General features: G+C 37.6%; 14 protein-coding genes. 9 read left to right on the top strand and 5 right to left on the bottom strand.

Going from position 1 to position 23,045, the window contains the following annotated elements; all coding sequences use genetic code 11:
* Nucleotides 1-86 precede the first annotated feature (86 nt).
* The 7 genes from AC07VK_RS18320 to AC07VK_RS18290 all read left to right on the top strand — a co-directional run bounded on the left by AC07VK_RS18320 (nt 87) and on the right by AC07VK_RS18290 (nt 15,457).
* Entirely contained in the window at nt 87-2,447 is a 2,361-nt protein-coding gene (locus AC07VK_RS18320) for an ABC transporter permease (RefSeq protein ID WP_492962311.1), read from the top strand.
* A gap of 56 nt (nt 2,448-2,503) precedes the next feature.
* Nucleotides 2,504-4,876: an ABC transporter permease gene (locus tag AC07VK_RS18315; RefSeq protein ID WP_492962309.1), complete on the top strand. Its 2,373-nt coding sequence runs from the start codon at nt 2,504-2,506 to the stop codon at nt 4,874-4,876.
* Nucleotides 4,877-4,945: 69 nt separating this feature from the next.
* Nucleotides 4,946-7,327, top strand: coding sequence for an ABC transporter permease (locus tag AC07VK_RS18310; protein WP_492962307.1), 2,382 nt, complete (start codon nt 4,946-4,948; stop codon nt 7,325-7,327).
* Nucleotides 7,328-7,414: 87 nt separating this feature from the next.
* Nucleotides 7,415-9,790, top strand: a complete 2,376-nt coding sequence (locus AC07VK_RS18305) for an ABC transporter permease (protein WP_492962305.1) — start codon at nt 7,415-7,417, stop codon at nt 9,788-9,790.
* A gap of 66 nt (nt 9,791-9,856) precedes the next feature.
* Complete coding sequence (locus tag AC07VK_RS18300; protein ID WP_492962304.1) at nt 9,857-12,253, top strand: ABC transporter permease; 2,397 nt, start codon at nt 9,857-9,859, stop codon at nt 12,251-12,253.
* A 77-nt stretch (nt 12,254-12,330) separates the two neighbouring features.
* Nucleotides 12,331-14,700: an ABC transporter permease gene (locus AC07VK_RS18295; RefSeq protein ID WP_492962302.1), complete on the top strand. Its 2,370-nt coding sequence runs from the start codon at nt 12,331-12,333 to the stop codon at nt 14,698-14,700.
* A 76-nt stretch (nt 14,701-14,776) separates the two neighbouring features.
* Complete coding sequence (locus AC07VK_RS18290) at nt 14,777-15,457, top strand: ABC transporter ATP-binding protein (RefSeq protein WP_492955093.1); 681 nt, start codon at nt 14,777-14,779, stop codon at nt 15,455-15,457.
* Nucleotides 15,458-15,578: 121 nt separating this feature from the next.
* Here the strand turns inward: AC07VK_RS18290 and AC07VK_RS18285 are convergent, their stop codons facing one another.
* The 5 genes from AC07VK_RS18285 to AC07VK_RS18265 are packed head-to-tail and all read right to left on the bottom strand — an operon-like array spanning nt 15,579 to nt 21,063.
* The gene (locus AC07VK_RS18285; protein WP_492962300.1) at nt 15,579-16,028 is read right to left on the bottom strand and encodes an L-rhamnose mutarotase; all 450 of its coding nucleotides are present in this window, start codon (nt 16,026-16,028) and stop codon (nt 15,579-15,581) included.
* A gap of 52 nt (nt 16,029-16,080) precedes the next feature.
* Nucleotides 16,081-17,379 (bottom strand): alpha-L-fucosidase, encoded by a 1,299-nt coding sequence (locus AC07VK_RS18280; RefSeq protein WP_492962298.1) that lies wholly within the window; start codon nt 17,377-17,379, stop codon nt 16,081-16,083.
* Between the two features lie 13 nt (nt 17,380-17,392).
* The gene (locus tag AC07VK_RS18275) at nt 17,393-19,045 is read right to left on the bottom strand and encodes a sodium:solute symporter (RefSeq protein WP_492962296.1); all 1,653 of its coding nucleotides are present in this window, start codon (nt 19,043-19,045) and stop codon (nt 17,393-17,395) included.
* 18 nt (nt 19,046-19,063) lie between these two features.
* Entirely contained in the window at nt 19,064-20,284 is a 1,221-nt protein-coding gene (locus AC07VK_RS18270) for an enolase C-terminal domain-like protein (protein ID WP_492962294.1), read from the bottom strand.
* A gap of 14 nt (nt 20,285-20,298) precedes the next feature.
* Entirely contained in the window at nt 20,299-21,063 is a 765-nt protein-coding gene (locus tag AC07VK_RS18265; protein ID WP_492962292.1) for an SDR family NAD(P)-dependent oxidoreductase, read from the bottom strand.
* 208 nt (nt 21,064-21,271) lie between these two features.
* Here AC07VK_RS18265 and AC07VK_RS18260 point away from each other — a divergent pair, with 208 nt between their 5' ends.
* Both AC07VK_RS18260 and AC07VK_RS18255 read left to right on the top strand, forming a co-directional pair.
* A complete protein-coding gene (locus AC07VK_RS18260; RefSeq protein WP_492962290.1) occupies nt 21,272-22,150 on the top strand; it encodes a helix-turn-helix domain-containing protein in 879 nt (292 codons plus the stop codon).
* An 84-nt stretch (nt 22,151-22,234) separates the two neighbouring features.
* Nucleotides 22,235-23,038, top strand: coding sequence for an ABC transporter substrate-binding protein (locus tag AC07VK_RS18255; protein WP_492962288.1), 804 nt, complete (start codon nt 22,235-22,237; stop codon nt 23,036-23,038).
* The last annotated feature ends 7 nt before the right edge of the window (nt 23,039-23,045 follow it).

Here is a 23,045-nt window from a genome sequence, read left to right as displayed (position 1 = left end):
GAGGGAAGGCAGAAGGTTTTAAGGTAGAAGGCTAAAGCGCCCAAAGCCTTCCATCCTTTAACCTTCCAACCCTCAACCTTAAAACTATGTTTAGACTTAACTTAAAAATCGCTTTGCGAAACCTTTGGAGAAATAAAGGATTTACCTTGATTAATTTGGGCGGATTGGCCATTGGCTTGGCCAGCTGTATGGTTTTGTTGCTTTATGTTGCTTACGAGTACGGTTATGATAAACAATTTACCGATTATGATAAAACCTACCTGGTTTATAATAATCAGAAAACAGCAAAAGAAACTTTCAGCTTTCTTGCGGTGCCGGGTTTAATGGAAAACGAGGTACGTTCTAAAGTTTCGGGTGTTTCAAAGGTTGGTCGATTATCTTATCCTGAATATAAAATGCTTTCTTATCATCAGAATAACTTTAAGAAAAGTGCCGTATTTGCTGATCCAGACTTTTTAAAAATGTTTGATTACAAGGTTTTGAAAGGTAATCCAAATACTTTTTTAAAAAATCCTGATGGCGTAATTTTAAGCGAAACCCTAGCGAAAAACCTTTTTGGTAATGAAGATCCTTTAAATAAGGTTGTAAAACTCGAAAATAATCTGAGTTTAAAAGTAGAGGGTGTAGTTGAAGACAGACCGAAAAACAGTAGCCTGGAAATAGATTACCTAATGTCGTGGAAATTATACGAAACATTAAATCCCTGGACAAAAACCAGTGGCTGGACTTCTAATTACTGCGTGTTATTTGTTCAGTTGCAAGATAATTCTTTTTTCGAACAAGCTAACAATCAAATGCATGGTATGATTAAGGCCAATGACAAAAATTCGAATGGAGAACCTTTTCTGCATCCACTATCTAAATGGCATTTATATGAAAAATTCGAAAATGGCAAAAATGTAGGCGGTAGGATAGACCAGTTAAAGATATTTTTTCTTTTAGCTTTCTGTATTCTATTGATTGCATGCGTTAATTTTATGAATCTTTCTACAGCAAAATCAGAAAAAAGAGCCCGTGAAGTCGGCGTCCGTAAAGCCATTGGTTCGTCTAGGAATAATCTGGTTAGCCAGTTTATGTTCGAATCGATTTTACTTACCACACTAAGTATGCTGGTTGCTTTTGTGTTAATAGAGGTAAGTTTGCCATATTTCAATAACCTGTTGCGAATCTCGTTGGAAATAGATTATGCAGATTGGAAATTCTGGGCTGTATTTTTAGGGCTCGCATTATTAACCGGCATTATTGCAGGCAGTTATCCAGCTTTTTACCTTTCATCATTCGACCCGGTTAAAGTATTAAAAGGATTTAAGCTTTCTGGTGGCTCATCGTTATCTATTCGTAAGTATTTAGTTGTTTTTCAGTTTGTATTTGCTGCATGTTTGATTGTTTGTACAGCGGTTATCTATCAGCAACTGAACTTTATAAAGAATAAACCGATCGGTTATAACATCGGTAATCTTGTTCAGATCTCTGCTGAGGGCGAATTGGCCAACCCAGGTAAACGTAATATTCTAAAAGATGAAATTCTAAAATCTGGTGCTGCAACTGCAGTTACAGAATACAGTCAATCGTTAACCGCTGGCGGTAATAATACGTACGCAGTAAGCTGGCCTGGTAAAGATGAGAATGAAAAAATACTGGTAAACTATAGATTTACAACGGTTGATCTGACTAAAACCACAGGAATGGAAATTCTTGCTGGTCGCGATTTTTCGAAAGACCGGGTAGATACTGCAAATGTTTTAGTTAATGAGGCTTTAGTTAAAGTGATGGGTATGAAAAACCCTGTTGGTAAAGTGATTAGCTGGGACCAACCCTTAACCATTGTTGGGGTAGTGAAGGATTATGTAATGGAGTCGCCTTATCAAAGTCCGAAACCGTTAATTATTGCACAAAATAAGCAGGCTACAAGTACAATAATTATGAGATTAAATGATCAAAGCAATGTTACCTCATCTATTAATAAAATAAATGAAATTGTAAAGAGACTGAATCCTGCATTTCCAGCTGAAGTTAAATTTGTGAATGAAAATTTCGAATCGAAGTTCCAAAATGAAAAGCTTTTAGGCACATTATCAAACTGGTTCGGTGGTTTTGCCATTTTTATCTCCTGCCTGGGTTTACTTGGTTTAGCCTTATTTATGGCAGAACAACGTAAAAAAGAAATCAGTATCCGCAAAGTTTTGGGCGCCAGTACAGCCAACATCCTTACTTTGCTCAACAAAGATTTCATCAAACTGGTTGCAATAGCCAATGTAATTGCATTTCCATTGGCCTACATTATTATTAACAAATGGCTTTCCGGATACGAATACCGTATTTCTGTTTCTGCCTTACCATTTATAGCCGCAATTAGTCTTTCGGTAATCATTGCTATACTCACTGTAAGTATTCAATCGGTTAAAGTGGCAAAGGCAAACCCGGTAGATGCTTTAAAATACGAATAACGGCGTAAGGTTTATACGTCAAAACCCTAAACCTTATGCCCTAAACCTTACACCTTATGTTTAGATTAAACTTAAAAATTGCACTACGTAACCTTTGGCGAAACAAGGTAAGCTCGTTTATTAACGTAATTGGGCTGGCCATTGGTTTGGCTGCCTGTTTAATGCTGCTCTTGTATGTTACCTACGAATGGAACTTTGATAAGCAGGCTAAAGAATCGGCTAACGTTTTTACCACAATGACCAATATTCCGGGCGACAACGGTAAGATTTTAGTAACATTTGAAGGCTCAACCACTGCTTTCGGTCCGATAATTAAACAAAGTTTGCCCGAACTGAGGTATATGGCGAGGATGGACTATGGAGGCAGGAATTTAATAGCTAACGGACAAAATGCATTCAAGCGTCAATCTAAATTCGCAGAGCCTGATATCTTAAAAATGTACGATTATGAATTTACTTATGGCAATGCAGGAACAGCTTTAAATAATCCAAATTCTGTTATTTTAACGGAATCTACCGCTAAAATACTGTTTGGAACTACTGATGTGTTAAATAAATCGGTGCGTTTTAAAGATCGTTTAGATTTGAATATAACCGGGGTAATTAAAGATCAACCTGATAATAGCTCTAATAAATTTGATTATTTAATGCCTTGGTCCTTATACGAAACAATTGATCAAAGTGCTAAAGATTTAAACTGGAGCAATTATAGTTTTGTAACGCTGGTGATGTTAAAAAGTGGAGCAAATTTAGATTTGGTTAACCAAAAAATCAATCAGATAGAGAAAAAAAATAATACAAATAATCAGCAATCGCAGGTATTGTTCCCTTTGGCTAAGCTACATTTATATGGCAAGTTCGAAGATGGCAAAAGTATCGGTGGCGCAATAGAACAGATTTATTTATTCGTTGGCTTAGCTTTTGGCATCCTGTTGATCGCCTGCATCAATTTTATGAACATGGCTACAGCCAAATCCGAAAAACGTGCAAAAGAAGTAGGCATAAAAAAGACTATTGGTGCCAACCGTAGTTCGCTGATTGTACAGTTCTTAACAGAATCGATGATGCTAACTTTTATTGCAGTGATCGTTTCGATTGCTATCCTCGAGATCTTTTTGCCAACCTTTAACAATCTCTTGAATATTAAACTGAACATATCTTATTTCAATAGCAGCAGCTGGGTGGGGATTTTGGGCATTGTTTTCACTACAGGCCTAATCGCTGGGAGTTATCCTGCATTTTACCTGTCTTCTTTTAACCCGATCCAGACGCTTAAAAGAAAAATTAAATCTGGTGGTTTCTTTTCAGTTAGTTTAAGGCAGGTATTGGTGGTGGCGCAATTCTGTTTTGCCATTATCCTGATCATTTCTACGCTGGTTATCTACAAACAGATTCAGTATATTAAAAACAGGCCGGTAGGATTTGATGTAAACGCTTTAGTAGAAATGCCGCAGGATGGCGAACTGAAAACAAAATATGAACTGCTGCGCACCGAACTGCTAAAATCAGGTGCGGTTACTTCGATGTTCCAATCATCCGTTAGCTTATCGCATCATGGACGTAACTTTGCAGGTATCGAATGGGATGGAATGTTGAAAGCTACAAACAACCAATTGTTTAACCAGGTAATAACGACCTACGATTTTATTAAAACCAATGGTATTAAATTAACCAGCGGGAGAGACTTTTCAGAAAACTTCGCTTCAGATACCAGCGCTGTGATGGTGAGCACTTCGGCCGTTAAAGTTTTTGGCTACAAAAATCCTGTAGGCAAAACAATTACCATTTTCGGCGATAAATTCAATATCATAGGTGTTTTTGATGATTATGTTTGGGATTCGCCCTACAAATCCAATAATCCAATGGTTGTATTCTTCGATAAGAAGCAAACCGGGAACATTACGATGCGCTTGAATGAAAATAACAACTTTCAAAGTAATATCGAAACCATTGGCAGGATCACAAAGGCATTAAATCCAGCTTATCCTCTTGAAATTAATTTTTTAAACAACGTATACGCTGAAAAATACAATGCAGAAAAAACTTTGGGCATCCTTTCAAACCTTTTCGGTGGACTGGCCATATTTGTTTCCTGCCTTGGACTTTTTGGTCTGGTGGCCTATAGTGCAGAGCAGCGAACAAAGGAATTTGGTGTACGCAAAGTATTAGGTGCCTCATTATTTAATTTGATGCAATTGCTGTCGCTCTCTTTTGTGAAGATGATCGTTGTTTCTATCGTTATCGCTATTCCTTTGAGTTATTTCATGATGAATAAATGGCTGATGAAGTTCGAATTCCATACCGAAATTTCATGGTGGATTATGCCGATAGCAGGATTTGGGACTTTGCTAATGGCATTGATCACTGTAAGTTTTCAGGCTTATAAAACTGCAAATGCCAATCCTGTTGATGCGCTCAAATATGAATAATCCAGTTGGCAGTTTTCAGTTAGCAATACAACAATTAACCAATTTAACCATTTATACAGTTAACCCATCATGTTCAGATTAAACCTAAAAATAGCACTACGTAACCTTTGGAAAAACAAAGGCTTTACATTAATTAATGTGGGCGGCTTAGCGATCGGAATGGCCTGTTGTTTAATGTTACTCTTGTACGTTAACTACGAATGGAGCTTCGATAAACAATATAAAAATGCTGATAAAGTATATTTTGCCGCATTAAATTTAAAGTTTAATGGCAAGCTGGCAACTACAATGGCCGTTCCGAATAAACTGGCCAAAGCAGGGGTTTCAGAATTGCCAGGCATTAAAAGTGCAGCCCGCATTTCGATGAACAATGGCCAGAAATTATATAGCCATAACCGAAATAATTTTAAATTAATAGGCATTAATGTAGATCCTGATTTTTTAAAAATCCTTCAACAGAAATTTATCTACGGCGATCCGGGCACTGCTTTATCCGAGCCTAATAATATATTGATAAGCGAATCGACAGCAAAAAAATTATTTGGCGACCAGAACCCAATAGGGCAAAGTATTAAATACGATAACAGGGTAAACTTAAAAGTTAGCGCCGTAATACAAGATTTGCCGAAAAATCAAAGCATGCAGTTTGATGTTTTACAGCCATGGGCTTTTTTTGAGCAGGAAAACCCTTCTGAAAAAGAAAATGGATGGGGAACAATTACCTGTTTAACCTTATTTCAGCTTAAAGATAATGCTTCTTTGGCGGCCACAAACGCAGCACTAAAACACTTCATCGTAAACAAAGAACCCGATTTAAAAGAAATGACCTACGAACCTTTTCTTTTTCCTTTAAGCAAATTTCACTTATATGATGATTTTGACAATGGGAAATCGGTGGGGGGTAAAATTGATCAGTTGCGATTATTTGTTTTTCTGGCCATCTGTGTATTATTTATCGCCTGTATCAATTACATGAATCTATCAACGGCTAAGTCGGAGAAACGTGCCCGTGAGGTAGGAGTAAGAAAGGCTTTAGGTTCTACCAGAAATACAATAATGGGCCAATTTATAATCGAATCGCTTTTGTTATCGTTTTTAGCCATGTTAATTGCCTTTACATTGCTTGAAGTTTCCTTGCCTTACTTTAATAACCTGCTCGATATCTCGATCAAAATTAATTACAATACTTATCAATTTTGGAGCGTGTTACTTGCTATGATATTGGTAACTGGTTTGCTTGCTGGTAGTTATCCTGCATTTTACCTTTCGTCTTTTATCCCTGTAAAGGTATTAAAAGGCTTTAAAGGTTCAACGGGCTCATTATCAATCCGCAAAACACTGGTAGTGGTGCAGTTTAGCCTATCTATCTGCATGATTATTTCGGCGATCGTAATTTACAGCCAAATTCAGCACCTTAAAAATAAACCCTTAGGCTTTGATCAAACTGCGCTGGCACAGATCGATTTAGAAGGAGAATGGACAAAGCCAGAAAAATTGCAAACTTTTAAAAATGAATTAGAAAGGGCAGGTGCTACAATTGCAGCAACGGAATATGCAAGTTCATTTACTGCTGGTGGCTCAATTACTGGCGACATTCAGTGGCCAGGCAAGCCTAAAAATGATGTATCGATTATTAATTATAGAAGTACAGGTTTCGATTTTGCCAAAACAACTGGCGTAAAGATTCTTGCAGGGCGAGATTTTGATCCTAAATTTTCAGCAGATACAGCTACATCTCTGCTCCTCAACCAAACCGCTGTTAAAATAATGGGACTAAAAAATCCTGTGGGTACCATTATCCATTGGGGCGATAATCCTCCACTTAAAGTAGTGGGCGTGGTGCAAGATTATTCTAACGAATCGCTCGCTTCGAAAATACAGCCAACAGTTTATTACTATAATATCAGAACCAGTCGTGTTTTATTGCTTAAACTGAATCCTAAACAGTCACTTTCTACATCGATTGAAGCCATAAAATCGGTAAGTCAGCGGTTAAACCCTGCTTATCCGATTGAAGTGAAACTGGTTAGCCAGGGTATGGCTGAAAAACTTCGGAGCGAAAGGCTGCTCAGTGTACTTTCCAATATTTTTGGAGGATTTGCCATTTTTATTTCCTGCTTAGGTTTATTGGGGTTAGCGTTATATACGGCTGAGCAACGCAGCAAAGAAATCAGTATCCGCAAGGTACTGGGGGCCAATCTTTCTGATATTCTGGTCCTTTTGAACAAAGATTTTATGAAACTGGTAGTCATATCCAATGTGATCGCTATTCCGGTTGCTTATATTCTTGTTGCTAAATGGCTTGAGAAATATGATTATAAAATTGCCATCAATCCATGGCCATTTTTGCTTGCCCTTTTAACCTCGGTAGTTATTGCCATTTTAACAGTGAGCCTGCAAACCTTTAAAGTGGCCAAAGCAAACGCTGTTGATGCACTTAAATATGAATAAGGTCGGGAAGCTAGAAGGTAATAAGGCTGAAGGTTTAAACACCTGGCCCATCAACCTTCCAACCTTTCAACCTTCAACCTTAAAGCTATGTTCAGATTAAACTTAAAAATTGCACTGCGCAACCTTTGGAGAAACAAAGTAATTACATCCATAAATATAGGTGGATTGGCTATTGCCCTGGCTGCTTTTATTTTGGTAACCATGTACTTTACCTATGAAACAGGTTTTGATAGGAAAAATCCTAATTATAATGATATTTATATAGTAGGGAGACAGTTGCCCGATTTTAAAACCAATAATACTGCCCCGCCATTAGCCAAGGCCATTAAAGCAGAAATGCCGGAAGTACTTTCAGTTGGTACCATGAAAATGAGCTTTTTTGAATTTCCGGTTTACAGCGATCACGGTGTTGTTTTTTTAAGTAAATGCCTGTATCTCGATTATGATGCTGCAAAAATGTTTAACATCAAACCTAGCAATGGTTTAATTAAACCAGAAAGTACAACCGAAAATCTGTTTTACCTGAGCAACGAAAATTATAAAACGCTTTTCCCTCACCATAAAGATAATAAGCCTGAAATGATTGGAATCGGCAGTAAATCTTCAGGTATAACCGGCAAACTGAGCGGAAGTATTTTTGCAGACTTCCATTCTAATATTACGTTCGATGCCATTTCGTTGGTAAAAGAAATGGGTTTGGGAGAAAACTATGGTTATAATAACTATAACACTTATATTCAGGTAAAACCGGGCACAGATATCCAGGCACTTGAAGCTAAAATTAATACCCTTTATAAAAGGGAGATGCTTAAAGATGGAGAAGATCCCAATAACGAGACTTTTAAAGCAACAAAAGCCTTTCTCGATCCTTTAAAAAACCTACACCTTAAACCAAAGGCTGGTACCGATGCCAACTATAAAGTGCTAATGGCTTTATCTGTTTTAGGGATTTTGATTTTGGTAATTGCTTGTATCAACTTTACCAATCTGAGCATAGCGCAGGCAACCAAACGGGCAAAAGAGGTAGGTGTTAAAAAAGTGATGGGTGCTTATCGCTTTCAGCTTGCCTTTCAGTTTTTAACAGAAATTTTAATCCAGTGTTTAGCAGCGACGATATTAGGACTGATTATGGCCGAAATCATCTTGCCAAAATTTAATAACCTGTTCGTGGTCAATTTATCCATTTGGGTAGCCAATAGTGCCTTATTCTGGCAATTGCCGCTTATATTAATTTTTATTACCCTAATTGCCGGCATTTATCCCGCAATGGTTTTATCAGGTTTTAAACCTGCCCTTGTTTTAAAGGGCAATTTTCAAACCAGCAAACAAAGCTATTGGTTGCGCAATAGCTTATTGGTGTTTCAGTTTAGCATAGCTGTAATTTTTATTATCGGTTTACTTATTATCAATTCCCAGCTGAAATACATGCGTACCCAGGATGTTGGTTTCAAACCCGAACAAGTAGTGTACATTAAAAACCTGGCATATTTCGCCTCGCCAAGCAAATTCGATCCGATAAGGGATAAAATGGCCAAGATTCCGGGGGTGAAATCGGTTACCGTTGCAAATGCCTTGCCAGATGGTTCTGATGGCGGGAAAAATAAATATACTGTAGATGGAAAAGAACAAAGTTTAAGTTTTACTGATGTAGATTTTGATTATTTCGAAACGTTAGATATTAAGCTTAAAGAAGGCAGAACATTCTCCAGGCAATTTAAAACCGATACTGCAAATTCTGCTATACTTAATGAAGCGGCAGTAGCAAAGTATGGATTAACCAAGCCTATAGGTAAAACTATAAAAGGCTGCCAGAATAAAGAATATAAGATTGTAGGCGTGATAAAAGATTTTAAAGCACTTGGATTTGAGAAGGCAGTAGAGCCTGCCATTTACACGATAAATGATCCCTGCGGAAATCCTAAAACAGAAATTATGCTAAAAATAGAAGAAAACAGGATGCCTGAAGTGCTCAGTACCTTAAAATCGCAATGGCCAGAAATTAACAAGTTGGACGGAGATAATTTCCGTTACCAATTTCTGGATGAAATGTATGGTAAACTCTTTAAAAAACAAGAACAGCTGCAATCGGTATTTTTTGCTGCTGCAATGCTCACCATTTTTATTGCCATACTGGGTTTATTTGCCTTTGCAAAATACATTACCACTGGTAGAATGAAGGAAATTGCAGTAAGGAAAATTCTTGGTGCAAGTCATTTACAGATTTTCAAGCTCATTAATAGCTCATTCTTTGTTATGGTGCTTATAGCCAATATTATTTCCTGGCCATTGGCATACATATTAACCAGAAAGTGGCTCGAAACCTTTGCCTATCGCATCGATCTGCCACTTTTTCCTTTTTTAATCAGTGCAGCCCTAACGATTTTGTTAACCATTATAACCGTAAGCATCCAGGCAAACAGTGCCGTAAAAGCAAACCCTGTTGATGCACTTAAATATGAATAAGACCTGCGAGTGGCGTTTGGCGATTTTCGCTAACCCCCAAACGCTTTACGCTAAACCTCACTCAACATGTTTAAACTTAACTTAAAAATCGCCTGGCGAAATCTTTGGAAAAATAAGGGCTACACGCTTATCAATATTCTTGGTTTATCAATTGGGATGGCAAGTTGTATTTTGATATTTATTTTTATCCGTTTTCAACTCAGTTTTGATGAAGGTTATAAAAATGCAGATCGGATTTATAGGGTAGTTACGGATTGGAAGTACAATGCTTTCGATGATTTCTCTGCAGGAGTACCCATACCTTTTACAGCAGCAGCGAGAAATGAGATCGCTGGGATAGAAAAGATTGGTGCAATTGCCAAATTAGAAGATATTATACACATTAAGGATAATTCAGGCAGGGAAATTTTAAAAAGTCAGGAAAACTTGTATTTCGCCGAACCCGATTTTTTTGATGTAATTTATATCAACTGGAAGTACGGCAAACCGGCAGAAGCTTTAAAAGCCCCTAATAGCGTTGCCCTATCTGAGGCGATGGCCATTAAGTATTTTGGCAGCATACAAAATGCAATTGGTAAAAGTATTACCATGGGGACCAAAACACAGCTAAGTGTTACTGGAGTATTTCAGGATATGCCGCAGAACAGCAGCTTTCCTTTAAAAATAGTGATCACTTACCAAAATTTATATGATTATTACGGTAACCGCGACTGTTGGGATTGTATCAATTCGAGTTTAAGTAGTTATGTGTTGCTTAAAGAAGGACTGAGCAAATCAGATCTTGATGGAGCAATGGCAAAATTCAATAAAAAATATTATGCAGATAAGAAAATTGAGGGCAATCAGGTCAACAGGCTTCAGCCATTAAAAGAGATTCATTTTGATGATCGTTATGATAATTTTGTAAATGCAACAATTGCCAGGAGCCAGATTTATGGACTTGCCATTATCGGATTGTTTTTAATTTGTACGGCTTGTATCAATTTTATTAATTTAAATACAGCACAGGCTGTCAACCGATCTAAAGAGGTTGGTGTGAGGAAAGTAATGGGGGGCAAGCGCAAGCAGCTTATTGTACAGTTTTTAACCGAAACCGTTGTACTGGTTTTAATCGCACTTTTAATTGCCTGTATCATCAGTGAGTTGGCTATACCCGCTATGCAGAACCTATTTAAAAATCAGATCAGCTTTAGTTTGTTCGGTCACCCGGTTATTTTTGTGTTTATGATTCTGCTGGTTGCATTTGTAGGCTTTTTGGCCGGCTTTTATCCGGCAATGATCATATCAGGTTTTAATCCGGCGTTGGCTATAAAAAATAAAGTTACCCTTAACAACAACGGTCTAAGCCTGCGTAAAATTTTGGTGGTGGTGCAGTTTGCAATTACTGTTATACTCATTATCGGTACCATTGTAATTGTAAATCAAATGGACTACCTTCAGCAGAAACCGTTGGGTTTTAATTCATCCACAGTGGTAATGGTGGGGATGCCAGGAGACCAGGTGAGTAAAGAGAAGCGGAGTGTTTTTAAAGAAAGGATTTTAAAAATACCCGGTGTAGAACTGTTGAGCTACTGCCAGTCGCCACCCTTATCCCAAGATATAAATTCGACCAATTTTACTTTTAATGGAGCGAAAAATAAAGATTTCGAGGTAAGAACCTGTAAGGTCGATGAAAATTATTTTAAACTTTTCGATTTAAAAATTATTGCCGGAAAAGTTTTTATGAAGAGCGATACGGCCAATGGTTATGTGGTTAACGAAACATTTTTGAAAAAAGTAGGCATAACGAAGCCCGAAAATGCCCTTGGTAAAATGATCAATGCCACAGGTATTAATATTCCGATTGTAGGAGTGGTAAAGGACTACAATGATAAATCGTTAAAAGAGAAAATATCCGGTCTGGCTATTTCTGCCGATAAAAATCAATATTGGCAAGCTGCAATAAAGTTAGAGGGCAAACAGCTTGTATCTTCCATGAACCAGATAGAAACCTTGTGGAACAGTACGTTCCCGAATAATATTTATAATGCAGATTTTGTTGATGACCGGATAAAGGGCTATTATGAAAGTGAACACGTCATGGGGGTATTATTTAAAGTGTTTGCCAGCGTAATCATTTTCATCTCTTTTATAGGCTTGTTTGGCCTGATTTCATTTGTGGCTATGCAACGCACCAGGGAGGTAGCCATCCGGAAAGTTTTGGGCGCATCTACCTTACAGCTGGTTAAAATGCTGAATGGCTCTTTTTTATTGATGGTGTTTGTTGCAAATGTAGTAGCATGGCCATTAGCCTATCTTTTTGTGAGTAAATGGCTTTCTGGTTTTGCCTATCGGATAGATATGAGCGTTTGGCCTTTTGCTATGGCTATGGTGATATCAATGCTGATTACTCTAATAACAGTAAGCTTTCGATCTTATAAAGCCGCGAATGCAAATACTATTGATGCACTTAAATATGAATAAAGGTGCAAGGTTTAAGGTTGAGTGCGTAAGACTAAAGCGCCCAGACCTTAAACCCTACACCCTAAACCTTACACTTTATGTTTAAACTCAACCTAAAAATCGCACTGCGTAATCTATTTAGAAACAAAGTTTATGCAGCTATAAACATTGGTGGTTTGGCTATTGGCTTAACCTCTTGTTTGTTATTAATGTTATATGCTACTTATGAATGGGGCTACGATAAGCAGTTTAAAAACTCACCTCATATTTATCAGGCCATGATCAATTTAAATGATCAGAAAGGCCAAGTAATTAGAACCATTGATCAATCGCAGAATGTGATGTTAGGCGCCCTTAAAGAGGAGTTCCCTGATGTGATGTATGGTGCCAGGGCTACAGGTGTTTATAAAAGGTTGGTTGCTAACGGCGAAGAAAATTTAAAGCTAGATAGCAGGTATGTTGATCCTGATTTTTTACGGTTATTTAACTATGATTTCATAAGTGGAAACCCAGAGAAAGCATTAAACGATCCGAATTCTATTGTACTAACCGAAACGGCAGCAAAAAGGATATTTGGTAAAACCGATATACTGAATCAAAAAGTGCGTTTTGAAAACCAGGTTGATTTAAAAGTTACCGCAGTAATAAAAGACCTTCCAACCAATGTTACCTATGGTTTCGAATCGTTAACAACATGGTCTTTATATGAAAATTTAAATCAATGGCCGAAAAAACCAAATTGGGGAAGCCACGATTATTATACTTTATTAAAACTAAATGAACATACCGATGTTGCCGCCTTTAATGCAAAATTAAAGGGTTTTATAGGTAATCATTTTTCGGCAGCTAAAGAAGATGTATTTATTTATCCGTTAACAAAATTACACTTGTACGGAACCTTTTTAAATGGCAAAAGTATTGGCGGCAATATTTCCCAGGTGCAACTATTTGTTGGCTTATCCATAGGTATCCTCCTTATTGCCTGTATTAATTTTATGAATTTGGCAACGGCCAGCACACAGGGTAGGGCAAAAGAAATTGGTGTTAAAAAAACAATGGGCGCATCCAGAACAGATCTGATTTTTCAGTTTATGTTAGAGTCGTTTATTTTAACATTAATCAGTATCCTGCTTAGCATTATTATCCTCGAATTTAGCCTGCCTATATTTAATCGGTTATTGGGGATTGAAATTGTTTTTGATTATTTAAACCCAATTAATTGGATACTGATTTTTGGTGTTCTGATTGTAACTGGTTTTATATCAGGAAGCTATCCTTCATTTTATCTTTCCGGATTTAACGTTATACAATCGCTCAAAAAAACTTTAAATTTTAAGAGCGGATACAGTTTAACCTTCAGACAGGTTTTGGTAGTTGTTCAATTTAGCTTTTCGATCGTGTTAATTGCAGCAACTATAACCATTTACAAACAGATTCAGTTTATTAAAAATACACCTCTAGGCTACAGATCAATCGGGTTATTAGAAATTCCTCATGAAGGATTATTGTATGAAAAATTCAATCTATTAAAAACAAGGCTGTTATCTAGCGGAGCTGTGGTTGGCGTAATACAATCATCAGGCAGTATTTCGAATAAAAACAGCAGCATCAGAGGTTTAGGTTGGGATGGAATGACAGAAAGTGACAAAATGGTAGATTTCGATCAAATTTACACCACTTACGATTTTATCAAAACGACAAATATTAAATTGTTAGCTGGGAGAGATTTTAATCAAAAATTTGCATCGGATACAGCTGCTTTACTATTAAGTAAAAAAGCTGTTGAAGTAATGCATTTAAAAAATCCAATTGGCGCCAGGATTTTATATCAAGGTGCTCAGCGGAATGTAGTGGGGGTTTTTGAAAATATAGTTTGGGGAGATCCCAGTAAGGTGGCGGCACCGATGGTTATTGCCTATGCAGATATCAGCGATGTAATTACGATGCGGTTAAATCCTGTTAAAAGCTTAAACGAGAGTGTTGGTGTAATTGATAAGCTGGTAAAAGAAATAAACCCAAATTTTCCTGTCGAGATAAAATTTATTGATAGCTTAAATGAAATTAAATTAAAGAATGAGAAGATTTTAGGCACTTTGGCCAATCTGTTTGGTTGTTTAGCCATTTTTGTGTCCTGCTTGGGTTTATTTGGTCTTTCATCTTTTAGTACCTCACAAAGAATAAAAGAAGTAAGTATTCGTAAAATCCTGGGTGCTTCAATTACAGAACTAATGACCTTACTCTCATTAAATTTTATAAAATTAATATTTATAGCAATTGTAATATCTCTTCCAATTGCATACTATATTATGCACGGTTGGTTGCAACATTTCGAATTAAGAACATCTTTAAGTTTATGGATGTTTGTATTAACTGCGATACTTACGTTGTTGATTTCCATTTTAACAATTACCTGGCAAACCTACCGTGCTGCAAAAATAAATGCTGTTGAGGCCTTAAAATACGAATAAAACCTGCGTACAGTGTTTGGTGCTCAGCGATAATCTCCGCCAACCGCCAAGCACTTTTCGCTAAACCCTAAAAAATATGATACAACTTAATAACATCGAAAAATATTACGCAAACAAAGGCATTAAAAACTACGTGTTGCGTTTGGTTACCACAACAATTAAACAAGGAGAATTTGTTTCCATTATGGGCCCATCAGGTGCAGGGAAATCTACTTTGCTCAATATAATTGGCATGCTTGAAGAACCAACTTATGGTTCGTATGAGTTTTTGGGCGAGGATGTAACTTCGTTAAATGAACGTAAACGCATTGAACTTTACCGAAATCACATCGGTTTTGTTTTTCAGGCCTACCACTTAATTGATGAAATGACCGTTTACGAAAATATTGAAGCCCCATTACTATACAAAAAAGTAGGTAGCGCCGAACGGGCAAGTAGAATTGCCGACCTGTTAGACCGTTTTAATATGGTGGCAAAAAAAGATTTATTCCCAAATCAACTTTCAGGCGGACAGCAGCAATTGGTTGGTATAGCAAGAGCATTGGCCGCTCAACCATCTATAATTCTGGCCGATGAGCCAACGGGTAACCTGCAATCGGCACAGGCAGAGGAAATTATGATGCTATTTAAAAAGTTAAACCAGGAAGAGGGAATTACGATTATTCAGGTTACACACTCCGAAAAAAATGCGCAATATGGGAATAGGATCTTGCATATTGCCGATGGTGTAGTAAAAGAAGATGTGGCGGTAGGTTAAACCAATTTATTAAATTAAGCTTTTGTTTAGAGAGATAAACACAGTCTTTAATCTTTCAACTGTGTTTATCTAACTAAACATTATTTTAATTGGTGGAATGTATATAGTTTTTATACCGTTACTAATCTTGGTGAAAAACTTCTTCCATATTGCTCCAGCTTTCGCCTTTAGCAGCCGCATCGGGCAATGGGATCTGAGTTGGTGCGGTTTCTTTCCACCAACGCTGCGTAGTGGTATCAGCAGCCATTTTTTTCATATCAGCGGCAAAATCGTTTCCGGTATACTCGAAATAGCTGAAAAGATATGGTTTGCCCTCAATTTCTTTTAAATAAATGGAATAATTATGGATGTTGCATGCTGTTATTTTCTTTAATACCCCTGGCCACACTGCGGCATGTAACTTTTTGTAATAGTCCATCTTTTCGGGCTTCAAACCTGTAATACTGCCATAACGTAACACTTTGTTCGCTGCATTCAGTGATTTCGCTTCTTTTTTAAAAGGTGGATTACAGGCGCTAAACATTAGTACAAAAGCTAAGGCCAACAAATAAATTGTTTTTAAATTTTTCATGAGCATATAATTTGTTTTTTTATAGATTCTTGCCTACTGGCAAAGTATCGGTTTATTCAATAACCGGAATGTTTTCGGCGTTTCCGTTTAATTCTAGTACAACAATATAATCTGATTGGTTGGCCTGGTTGCCGGGAAGTTGTAACGAAATGCCATCTTTTTGCTCCATATTAATGGTTTGGTTATTTAACAGGTAAGCTTTTTTAGCTTTTAAACCTGGGATAGGCTTTAAACTCAACCTGGTCAGATTGGTGTTTAATATATGTACGTAAATTTTATTCCCTTTTCTGGTCGTTGCGTAATCATTGTTCGGTTGGTATGGGCCTCCTTTTGTGCCATAAACGGCTTCGCCATTGGTTTTTAACCAATCGCCGATTTCTTTTAAGCGTTCTATTTGGCGGACCTCAATTCTGCCATCTGGCATAGGGCCTACATTTAATAAAAGATTGCCATTACCACCTGCTGTTTTCGAAATAATTTCGAGGCATTGTTTTAGCGGTTTCATTTTATCGTTTGGTTTCCAGGCCCATTGGTTGCAAATAGTAAAACAGCTTTCCCAGGGCATAAACATATTTAATTTGCCTACTACCTGTTCGGGCGTGTCGTAATCGCCAATCATTTTAGAAGTATCAATGTTTTTATTTTCCATTGCTGCAAATTCTTTTCCCAAGCGGTTATTGGTAATTACATCGGGCTTTAGCTGTTTTAGATATGCATATAAATCTTTACCCATTTCGTCTGTCCAGGGTTTTTCCCATTGTCCGTCAAACCAGAGCATATAAGGATCATATTTGGTAATGAGTTCCTTTAACTGGTTTTTCATATAAAGCACATATCGGCTCATGTTTGATTTTGGATCAATTGTTTGATTTTTTGGAGAATGAATCGGGTAATCTGGATGGTGCCAGTCTAATACCGAATAATAAATACAGAATTTAATCCCCTGTTTTTTACAGGCTTCGTTTAATGCACCAACAATGTCTTTTTTATAAGGTGTATTGGTAATATTGAAATCAGTAAATGCAGTTGGCCATAAGCAGAACCCATCATGATGACGTGCCGTAATGGTCAGATATTTCATTCCGGCATCTTTTGCTGTTTTTACAATGGTGTCGGCATCAAATAGAACAGGGTTGAATTCTTTATAGAGATTGTCGTAATCTTCCGTCGGCACCTGATCGCCACGGCTCCAGCCAATCTCGGTGCCACGTAAACTTACCGGCCCCCAATGAATAAACATACCAAACCGTTTATCCATAAAATCGTTCATTACCGAAGCATTTGTTTTGGTTTGCGCATTAACATTGAAAAAAGTAATTAGTGCAACGAAGAGCGAGAGAAATCTTTTCATATTCATATCAATTTTATTTAAAGTAGACGTATAAAACGCTCATTATCAATAATAAAAGCGCCGACAGAAATTTGTAGTTGCCTATCCCGCTCCAACCTTTACTTTTAAGGGGTTCCCAAATAGAACTCCAATACAAGGTTTCACTTTGAGCCGTGTGTTTTACAGGGTAGATATAAGAAAATACTACTTGTATCAATACACAGATGCAGAACAGGTAAAAGGCCATCATCATGAAAGGGATTTTACCGATTATAGTTTCTGTACCATATAATTTGTTTACCACAAAAACACCCGCCCCAATAATAGAACCGAGCAGCAAAGTATATTGCGCCCCCTTTGCCGATGCTTTTTTCCAAAATACCCCTAATAAGAACACACAGGTAATAGGAGGGGCAATATGTGCGATTACATCATTTATGCCTTCGAAAAGACTTTGATAGCTATTTAATAATGGCAACAGGCCTATTGAAACGGCTAAGGCTATACCTGCCGACCAGCGACCTACATTAACTAATTTTTTATCGCTGGTTTCAGGCTTAAATCTTTTGTACAAATCATAACTGCTTAAGGTGGCGATAGAATTTAATGCACCTGCAATTTGACTCATTAATCCTGATAATAATGCGGCTACCAAAATGCCCACCAGTCCTTTAGGCAAAAGTTGGGTAATCATTAAAGTATAAATGCCTTTGGTATTTAACAACTTTTCGCCATTGGCGCCGATAGTTTGCAAACTAGATAAATCCATCGTGCCTGATTTATACAAGATATAGGCAAACAAACCTGGTAATACGAAAATAAACACAGGCAAAATTTTGATAAAACCGCAGAATAAAGCGCCTACGCGGGCATGGTTTTCATCTTTTGCGCCTAAAACACGTTGCACTATGGTTTGGTCGGCACACCAGTACCAAATACCCAAAACCGGATACCCTAAAAATACAGCTATCCAGCTCATTCCACTCTTATCGCCAATCGGGCGTATCATACTGAGTTTATCCATGGCATTTTCTTTTTGCAGTATAGCCGTCATATGATCCCAGCCACCAACTTTATTCCACGCAAAAACTGTAATGATAATGGCTCCGGTAATCAACACCAAACTCTGTATGGTTTCGGTAACTACCACGGCCCTTAAGCCGCCAATAATGGTGTATAATCCGGTTAGCAAAGCAATTACCACTATACTTACATACATATTGATACCGAATAGCGTTTCGAGTACAATACCGCCAGCTAAAAAAGAAAAGGCAATGTGGATAATGATGGCCGATAGGATAGAGATGAATGCCAGCCAGTCTCTGCAGGCCCGGTTATACCTCCGTTCTAAAAAATCGGGTAAAGTAGAAATGCCCGAACGGATATAGAAAGGAATAAATAACAAGGCCAAAAGAATAAGGGTAAATGCCGCCATCCATTCAAAATTGCCATTTAAAAGCCCGCTGTCAAATCCGCTCTGTGCCAAACTTACCAAATGAAGACACGAGATGTTTGTTGCAAATAATGCCAGGCCAATCATGGGCCATTTAAGCGATTTGCCTGCCAAAAAGTATTCTCCACTGCTGGTTTCATCGTTTTTCTTTTTTCGTGTTCCGGTCCATAAGCCTATGGTTACAATAAAAAGTATATAGGCAATGGTAATTAAGATATCGGTTGTACTGATCATATTTGGTTAGATTTTGGGTTATTTTAAATCACAGCTGCTTCCCGTTTCTTGTGGAGTGATGTAAACTCCGTTTTCAATTTTAATCGGATTTTTAAAGTGTTGTTTTAAATGGGGGATATGTTCCAGAAATAAAGCTTCGTGCCCTATAGCAATATGATTAAACAGTACCAGGTGCTGATGTAACTGCCCCATGTCGCCAACGTGTGGCACAACTGGCACGCCAAATTTTTTGCACAATAAACTAATCGTAATGAATTCGCTAACACCGCCTACACGTACTGCATCTACCTGCGCAAAACCTGTACAGCCAGTTTGCAGGTAGTTTTTAAAAATAATGCGGTTGGGTACATGTTCTCCCAGGGCCAATTTAATAGGCGCAATTTCTTTAGCCAATGTCTGGTGTGCCAGTATATCATCCGGGTGGGTAGGTTCTTCCACCCAGAAAGGATTCATATTTTTAAGCTCATTACATATGGAAATGGCTTGTGGCAGCGTCCATTGCTGGTTGGCATCTAACATTACTTTTGAGCTTTCTCCGGCAACTTCACGTACAATATTTGCCCTTCTGATGTCACGTTTAGGATCGGCAGATCCGACTTTGAGCTTCATTGCGGTAAAACCATTGGCAATAGCTTTTTTGCAGTTCTCGCGTACCTTTTCATCGTCGTAATTAAACCAGCCTACAGAAGTATCATATCCTGGATAACCGATATCAAGAATACCTTCCCTCGATTTTTTGAAATCGGTTTGACTTTGCAGCATGGCAATTGCCTCTTCTTTGGTGAGTACATCTTCCAGATAGGAGAGATCGAGCGTATTCACAATTTCTTCGGGACTTAAATCGATTAATAGTTTCCAAAGTGGTACGCCGCGTTTTTTTGCCCATAAATCGTAACAGGCATTGGTTACAGAAGCTAATCCTAAATGTACAACACCTTTGTGTGGCCCTAACCACCTAAATTGCTGTTCGTTTGATAAGGTGCGAAAAGTCTGCCCAAAATCGCTCATCAGTTCTTCGATATCTTTTCCCTTTAAGGTATTGGCATAAAATTGAGCAGCATTGCAGACCAGATCGTTACCAGCGCCAAGGGTAAAGGCTAAGCCTGTTCCTGTTATGCCGTTTTCGTTGGTTAAATTGGTCACCGCATAAGCGTATTGAGGATCTTTATGTATAGCATCGCTGCCTGCACCGGTTGATAGTTCAAATCGTTTGTCGCTAATTTCTATTTTGTTTATCATGTTAATAATCTGGATTATATGGTGGTTCTGTATCCTAGTTCGGCTCCGCCGCTTACCGGTAAAATAGTTCCGGTTATAAATCTGGCAGCGTCGCTGAGTAAGAATAAGCAGGCATCTGCAATTACATCGCCAGCCGGCATGCTGCCCAAGGGTTGAAGTTTATCTAAGTAATGTTGTATTTGTGCTTTATTGGGCTGTTCTTTGCTCCATGATTGCAAGGTTGGGGTATTAATCGCTGCGGGCGAAACAGCATTAACGCGTATTTTGTATGGCGCATAATCTAAAGCCATGGCTTTCGTTAATGCATTAATTGCGCCTTTTGTGGCTACATAGGCGGCATGGTTGTCTTGCCCAATGGTGCCTACCATCGAGCTGGTATTTAAAATACAACCCTTTGTTTTTTTAAGATGTTCGATGCCATGGCGGGTGGTATATAAAATGCTTTTTAAGTTTACATTCATCAACAGATCCCACTCAGCATCTGTAGTCTGATCGAGCGTTTTTGAAGGATGCGCTATCCCTGCATTGTTATGTATAGCATCTATAGCACCAAATTTTTCGATGATCGTTTTAAAAGCATCTGTTACATCATTTTCGTTAACCAGGTTGCAGGCTATGGCTATTTTTTGCGCTGTTCCGAGTTCATTGAGTTTGTTTTCGGCTATTGGGTTTTTATCAAGGATACAGACAGTAGCACCAGCTTTTGAATAGGCCTTTGCACATTCCCAGCCAATGCCATCGGCACCTCCTGTTAGTACAATAATTTTATGATGAAGCATTTTAATTAATTTGGTTAGTATTCGTAATAGCTAATTTATTAAGGAAAAAAGAAATTAACTGAGGCATAATTCGCTAATAATGGTGTTATATTAGCCTTTTTATTGAAATTATTTGTATTAATTGGTAATTTAAGATGTAAATTGTAGATTAGTTTTTCATAACCAAATAGCCATCATAACTGATGGTAAAGAAAATAGTCTGTATCAAATGAAACCGATTTTTGCCAAAATACTCGACGGAAAAGTAAATGATGTTTATGGCATAAAGATTGTAAACGCGCCATACTTTTCTACCGAATTCCATTTTCACGAAGAATGCCAGCTCACCTATAATGTTGAGAGTGAAGGGCGGCGCATGATCGGTGATAGTATTGAAGATTTTAACAACGAAGACATGATTTTTGTAGGTGCTAATCTGCCTCATGTATGGCACAATAGCCAGCAGTATTTTAGCGATTCGATACCAAATAGCCATGCACATTCGATTTCGCTTTTTCTCCATCCCGAAAAAATACTGGATATTTTTCATGAGCCGGAGAATATACAGAAGCTTAAACATTTTTTTCAGCTGGCTAAACGTGGAATGAAATTTAACCTTTCGGCCAGAAAAGAAATAAAACCTTTGTTGTTAAAAATTGCTCAGGCAACAGAAGAAATAACGCGGTTAATAGGGGTGCTCGAAATTTTAAACCTGCTTTGCCAGAACAGAGATTATGTGTTACTGGCGAGCCCGGGCTATACCAATAACTATCAGTTAAAAGATAATGATAGGATGGACAAAATTTTGAAATATGTTTTTGACAATTTTAATAAAGAGATATTGTTGGTAGATGCTGCCGAGATGACCAATATGAATAAACAGGCTTTTTGCAGATACTTTAAGAACCGTACACAGAAAACTTTTGTAACTTTTGTTAATGAAGTAAGAATTGGCCATGCCTGCAAATTAATTGCCGAAAGTGATCTTCAGATAAGTGAAATGGCTTATGTATGTGGTTTTAACAGCCTTTCTAATTTTAACAAATTTTTTAAACTGGCAAAAGGCGTTACGCCAAAGGAATATAAAAAAATGTTAATTGCAGATTGATGCGGTAAAAATACGGAATGAAAAATGTTTTTTTAAAAGCCCGACTTAAACGGACTAATCTTGACTAAATCCTATATTTGCAACATGCAAAAGTCCTTTATCGATCAAATGGGCAGGGAAATTTTCATCAATTTTCCACCTAAACGGATTATTTCTGTTGTGCCTTCGCAAACAGAACTGTTATTTGATTTGGGATTGGACAAGGAAATTATCGGATTAACCAAATTTTGCATCCATCCGATAGAAAAATTTGCAGAAAGAACCAAGGTTGGTGGAACAAAAAAGCTTAACATCGATTTAATCAAAGATTTAAAACCCGATTTGATTATTGGGAACAAAGAAGAGAATACGCAAAGTGATATTGAAGAGCTTGCGGCAGACTTTCCGGTTTGGATGAGCGATATTTTTACTTTGGATGATGCCATGAAGACCATTGGGCAGATAGGGGAGCTTGTAGATCGCGAGCCAGAAGCTAGTTACCTTAACCATTTAATTTCTGCTGGATTTAATGATCTGAAAACACTTGCCCTTCAACAGCATATTGATAAAAAGGTAGCCTACCTCATCTGGCGTAAACCCTACATGGCTGCTGGGAAAAATACGTTTATCAATGATATTCTGCTGATCAATGGTATGACGAATGTGATTACGCAAGAACGTTATCCATCGGTTACACTAGCAGAACTGGGAGCTTTAAACTGCGAACTGATTCTACTGTCGTCAGAGCCTTATCCCTTTGGCGAAAAACATATTGAAGAAATACAAGCTGCCGTTCCTGAAGCAAAAATTATATTGGTAGATGGAGAAATGTTTAGCTGGTATGGAAGTAGATTGGTTAAAGCCGTTCAATACTTTTTCGAGTTTCAGAAGCAAATTATTAGCTTTTAAAAGCAAA

This window comes from Pedobacter sp. GW821-FHT01D05 (assembly GCF_059422505.1).
This window is presented reverse-complemented; position numbering and strand designations above follow the sequence as displayed.

Excerpts from the sequence above, each read along its gene's own strand:
- AC07VK_RS18280 (WP_492962298.1), bottom strand. The coding sequence starts at position 17,379 with ATGAAAAGATTTCTCTCGCTCTTCGTTGCACTAATTACTTTTTTCAAT.
- AC07VK_RS18270 (WP_492962294.1), bottom strand. The coding sequence starts at position 20,284 with ATGATAAACAAAATAGAAATTAGCGACAAACGATTTGAACTATCAACC.
- AC07VK_RS18255 (WP_492962288.1), top strand. The coding sequence starts at position 22,235 with ATGCAAAAGTCCTTTATCGATCAAATGGGCAGGGAAATTTTCATCAAT.
- AC07VK_RS18295 (WP_492962302.1), top strand. The coding sequence starts at position 12,331 with ATGTTTAAACTCAACCTAAAAATCGCACTGCGTAATCTATTTAGAAAC.
- AC07VK_RS18260 (WP_492962290.1), top strand. The coding sequence starts at position 21,272 with ATGAAACCGATTTTTGCCAAAATACTCGACGGAAAAGTAAATGATGTT.
- AC07VK_RS18300 (WP_492962304.1), top strand. The coding sequence starts at position 9,857 with ATGTTTAAACTTAACTTAAAAATCGCCTGGCGAAATCTTTGGAAAAAT.
- AC07VK_RS18290 (WP_492955093.1), top strand. The coding sequence starts at position 14,777 with ATGATACAACTTAATAACATCGAAAAATATTACGCAAACAAAGGCATT.
- AC07VK_RS18285 (WP_492962300.1), bottom strand. The coding sequence starts at position 16,028 with ATGAAAAATTTAAAAACAATTTATTTGTTGGCCTTAGCTTTTGTACTA.
- AC07VK_RS18315 (WP_492962309.1), top strand. The coding sequence starts at position 2,504 with ATGTTTAGATTAAACTTAAAAATTGCACTACGTAACCTTTGGCGAAAC.
- AC07VK_RS18265 (WP_492962292.1), bottom strand. The coding sequence starts at position 21,063 with ATGCTTCATCATAAAATTATTGTACTAACAGGAGGTGCCGATGGCATT.
- AC07VK_RS18305 (WP_492962305.1), top strand. The coding sequence starts at position 7,415 with ATGTTCAGATTAAACTTAAAAATTGCACTGCGCAACCTTTGGAGAAAC.
- AC07VK_RS18320 (WP_492962311.1), top strand. The coding sequence starts at position 87 with ATGTTTAGACTTAACTTAAAAATCGCTTTGCGAAACCTTTGGAGAAAT.
- AC07VK_RS18275 (WP_492962296.1), bottom strand. The coding sequence starts at position 19,045 with ATGATCAGTACAACCGATATCTTAATTACCATTGCCTATATACTTTTT.
- AC07VK_RS18310 (WP_492962307.1), top strand. The coding sequence starts at position 4,946 with ATGTTCAGATTAAACCTAAAAATAGCACTACGTAACCTTTGGAAAAAC.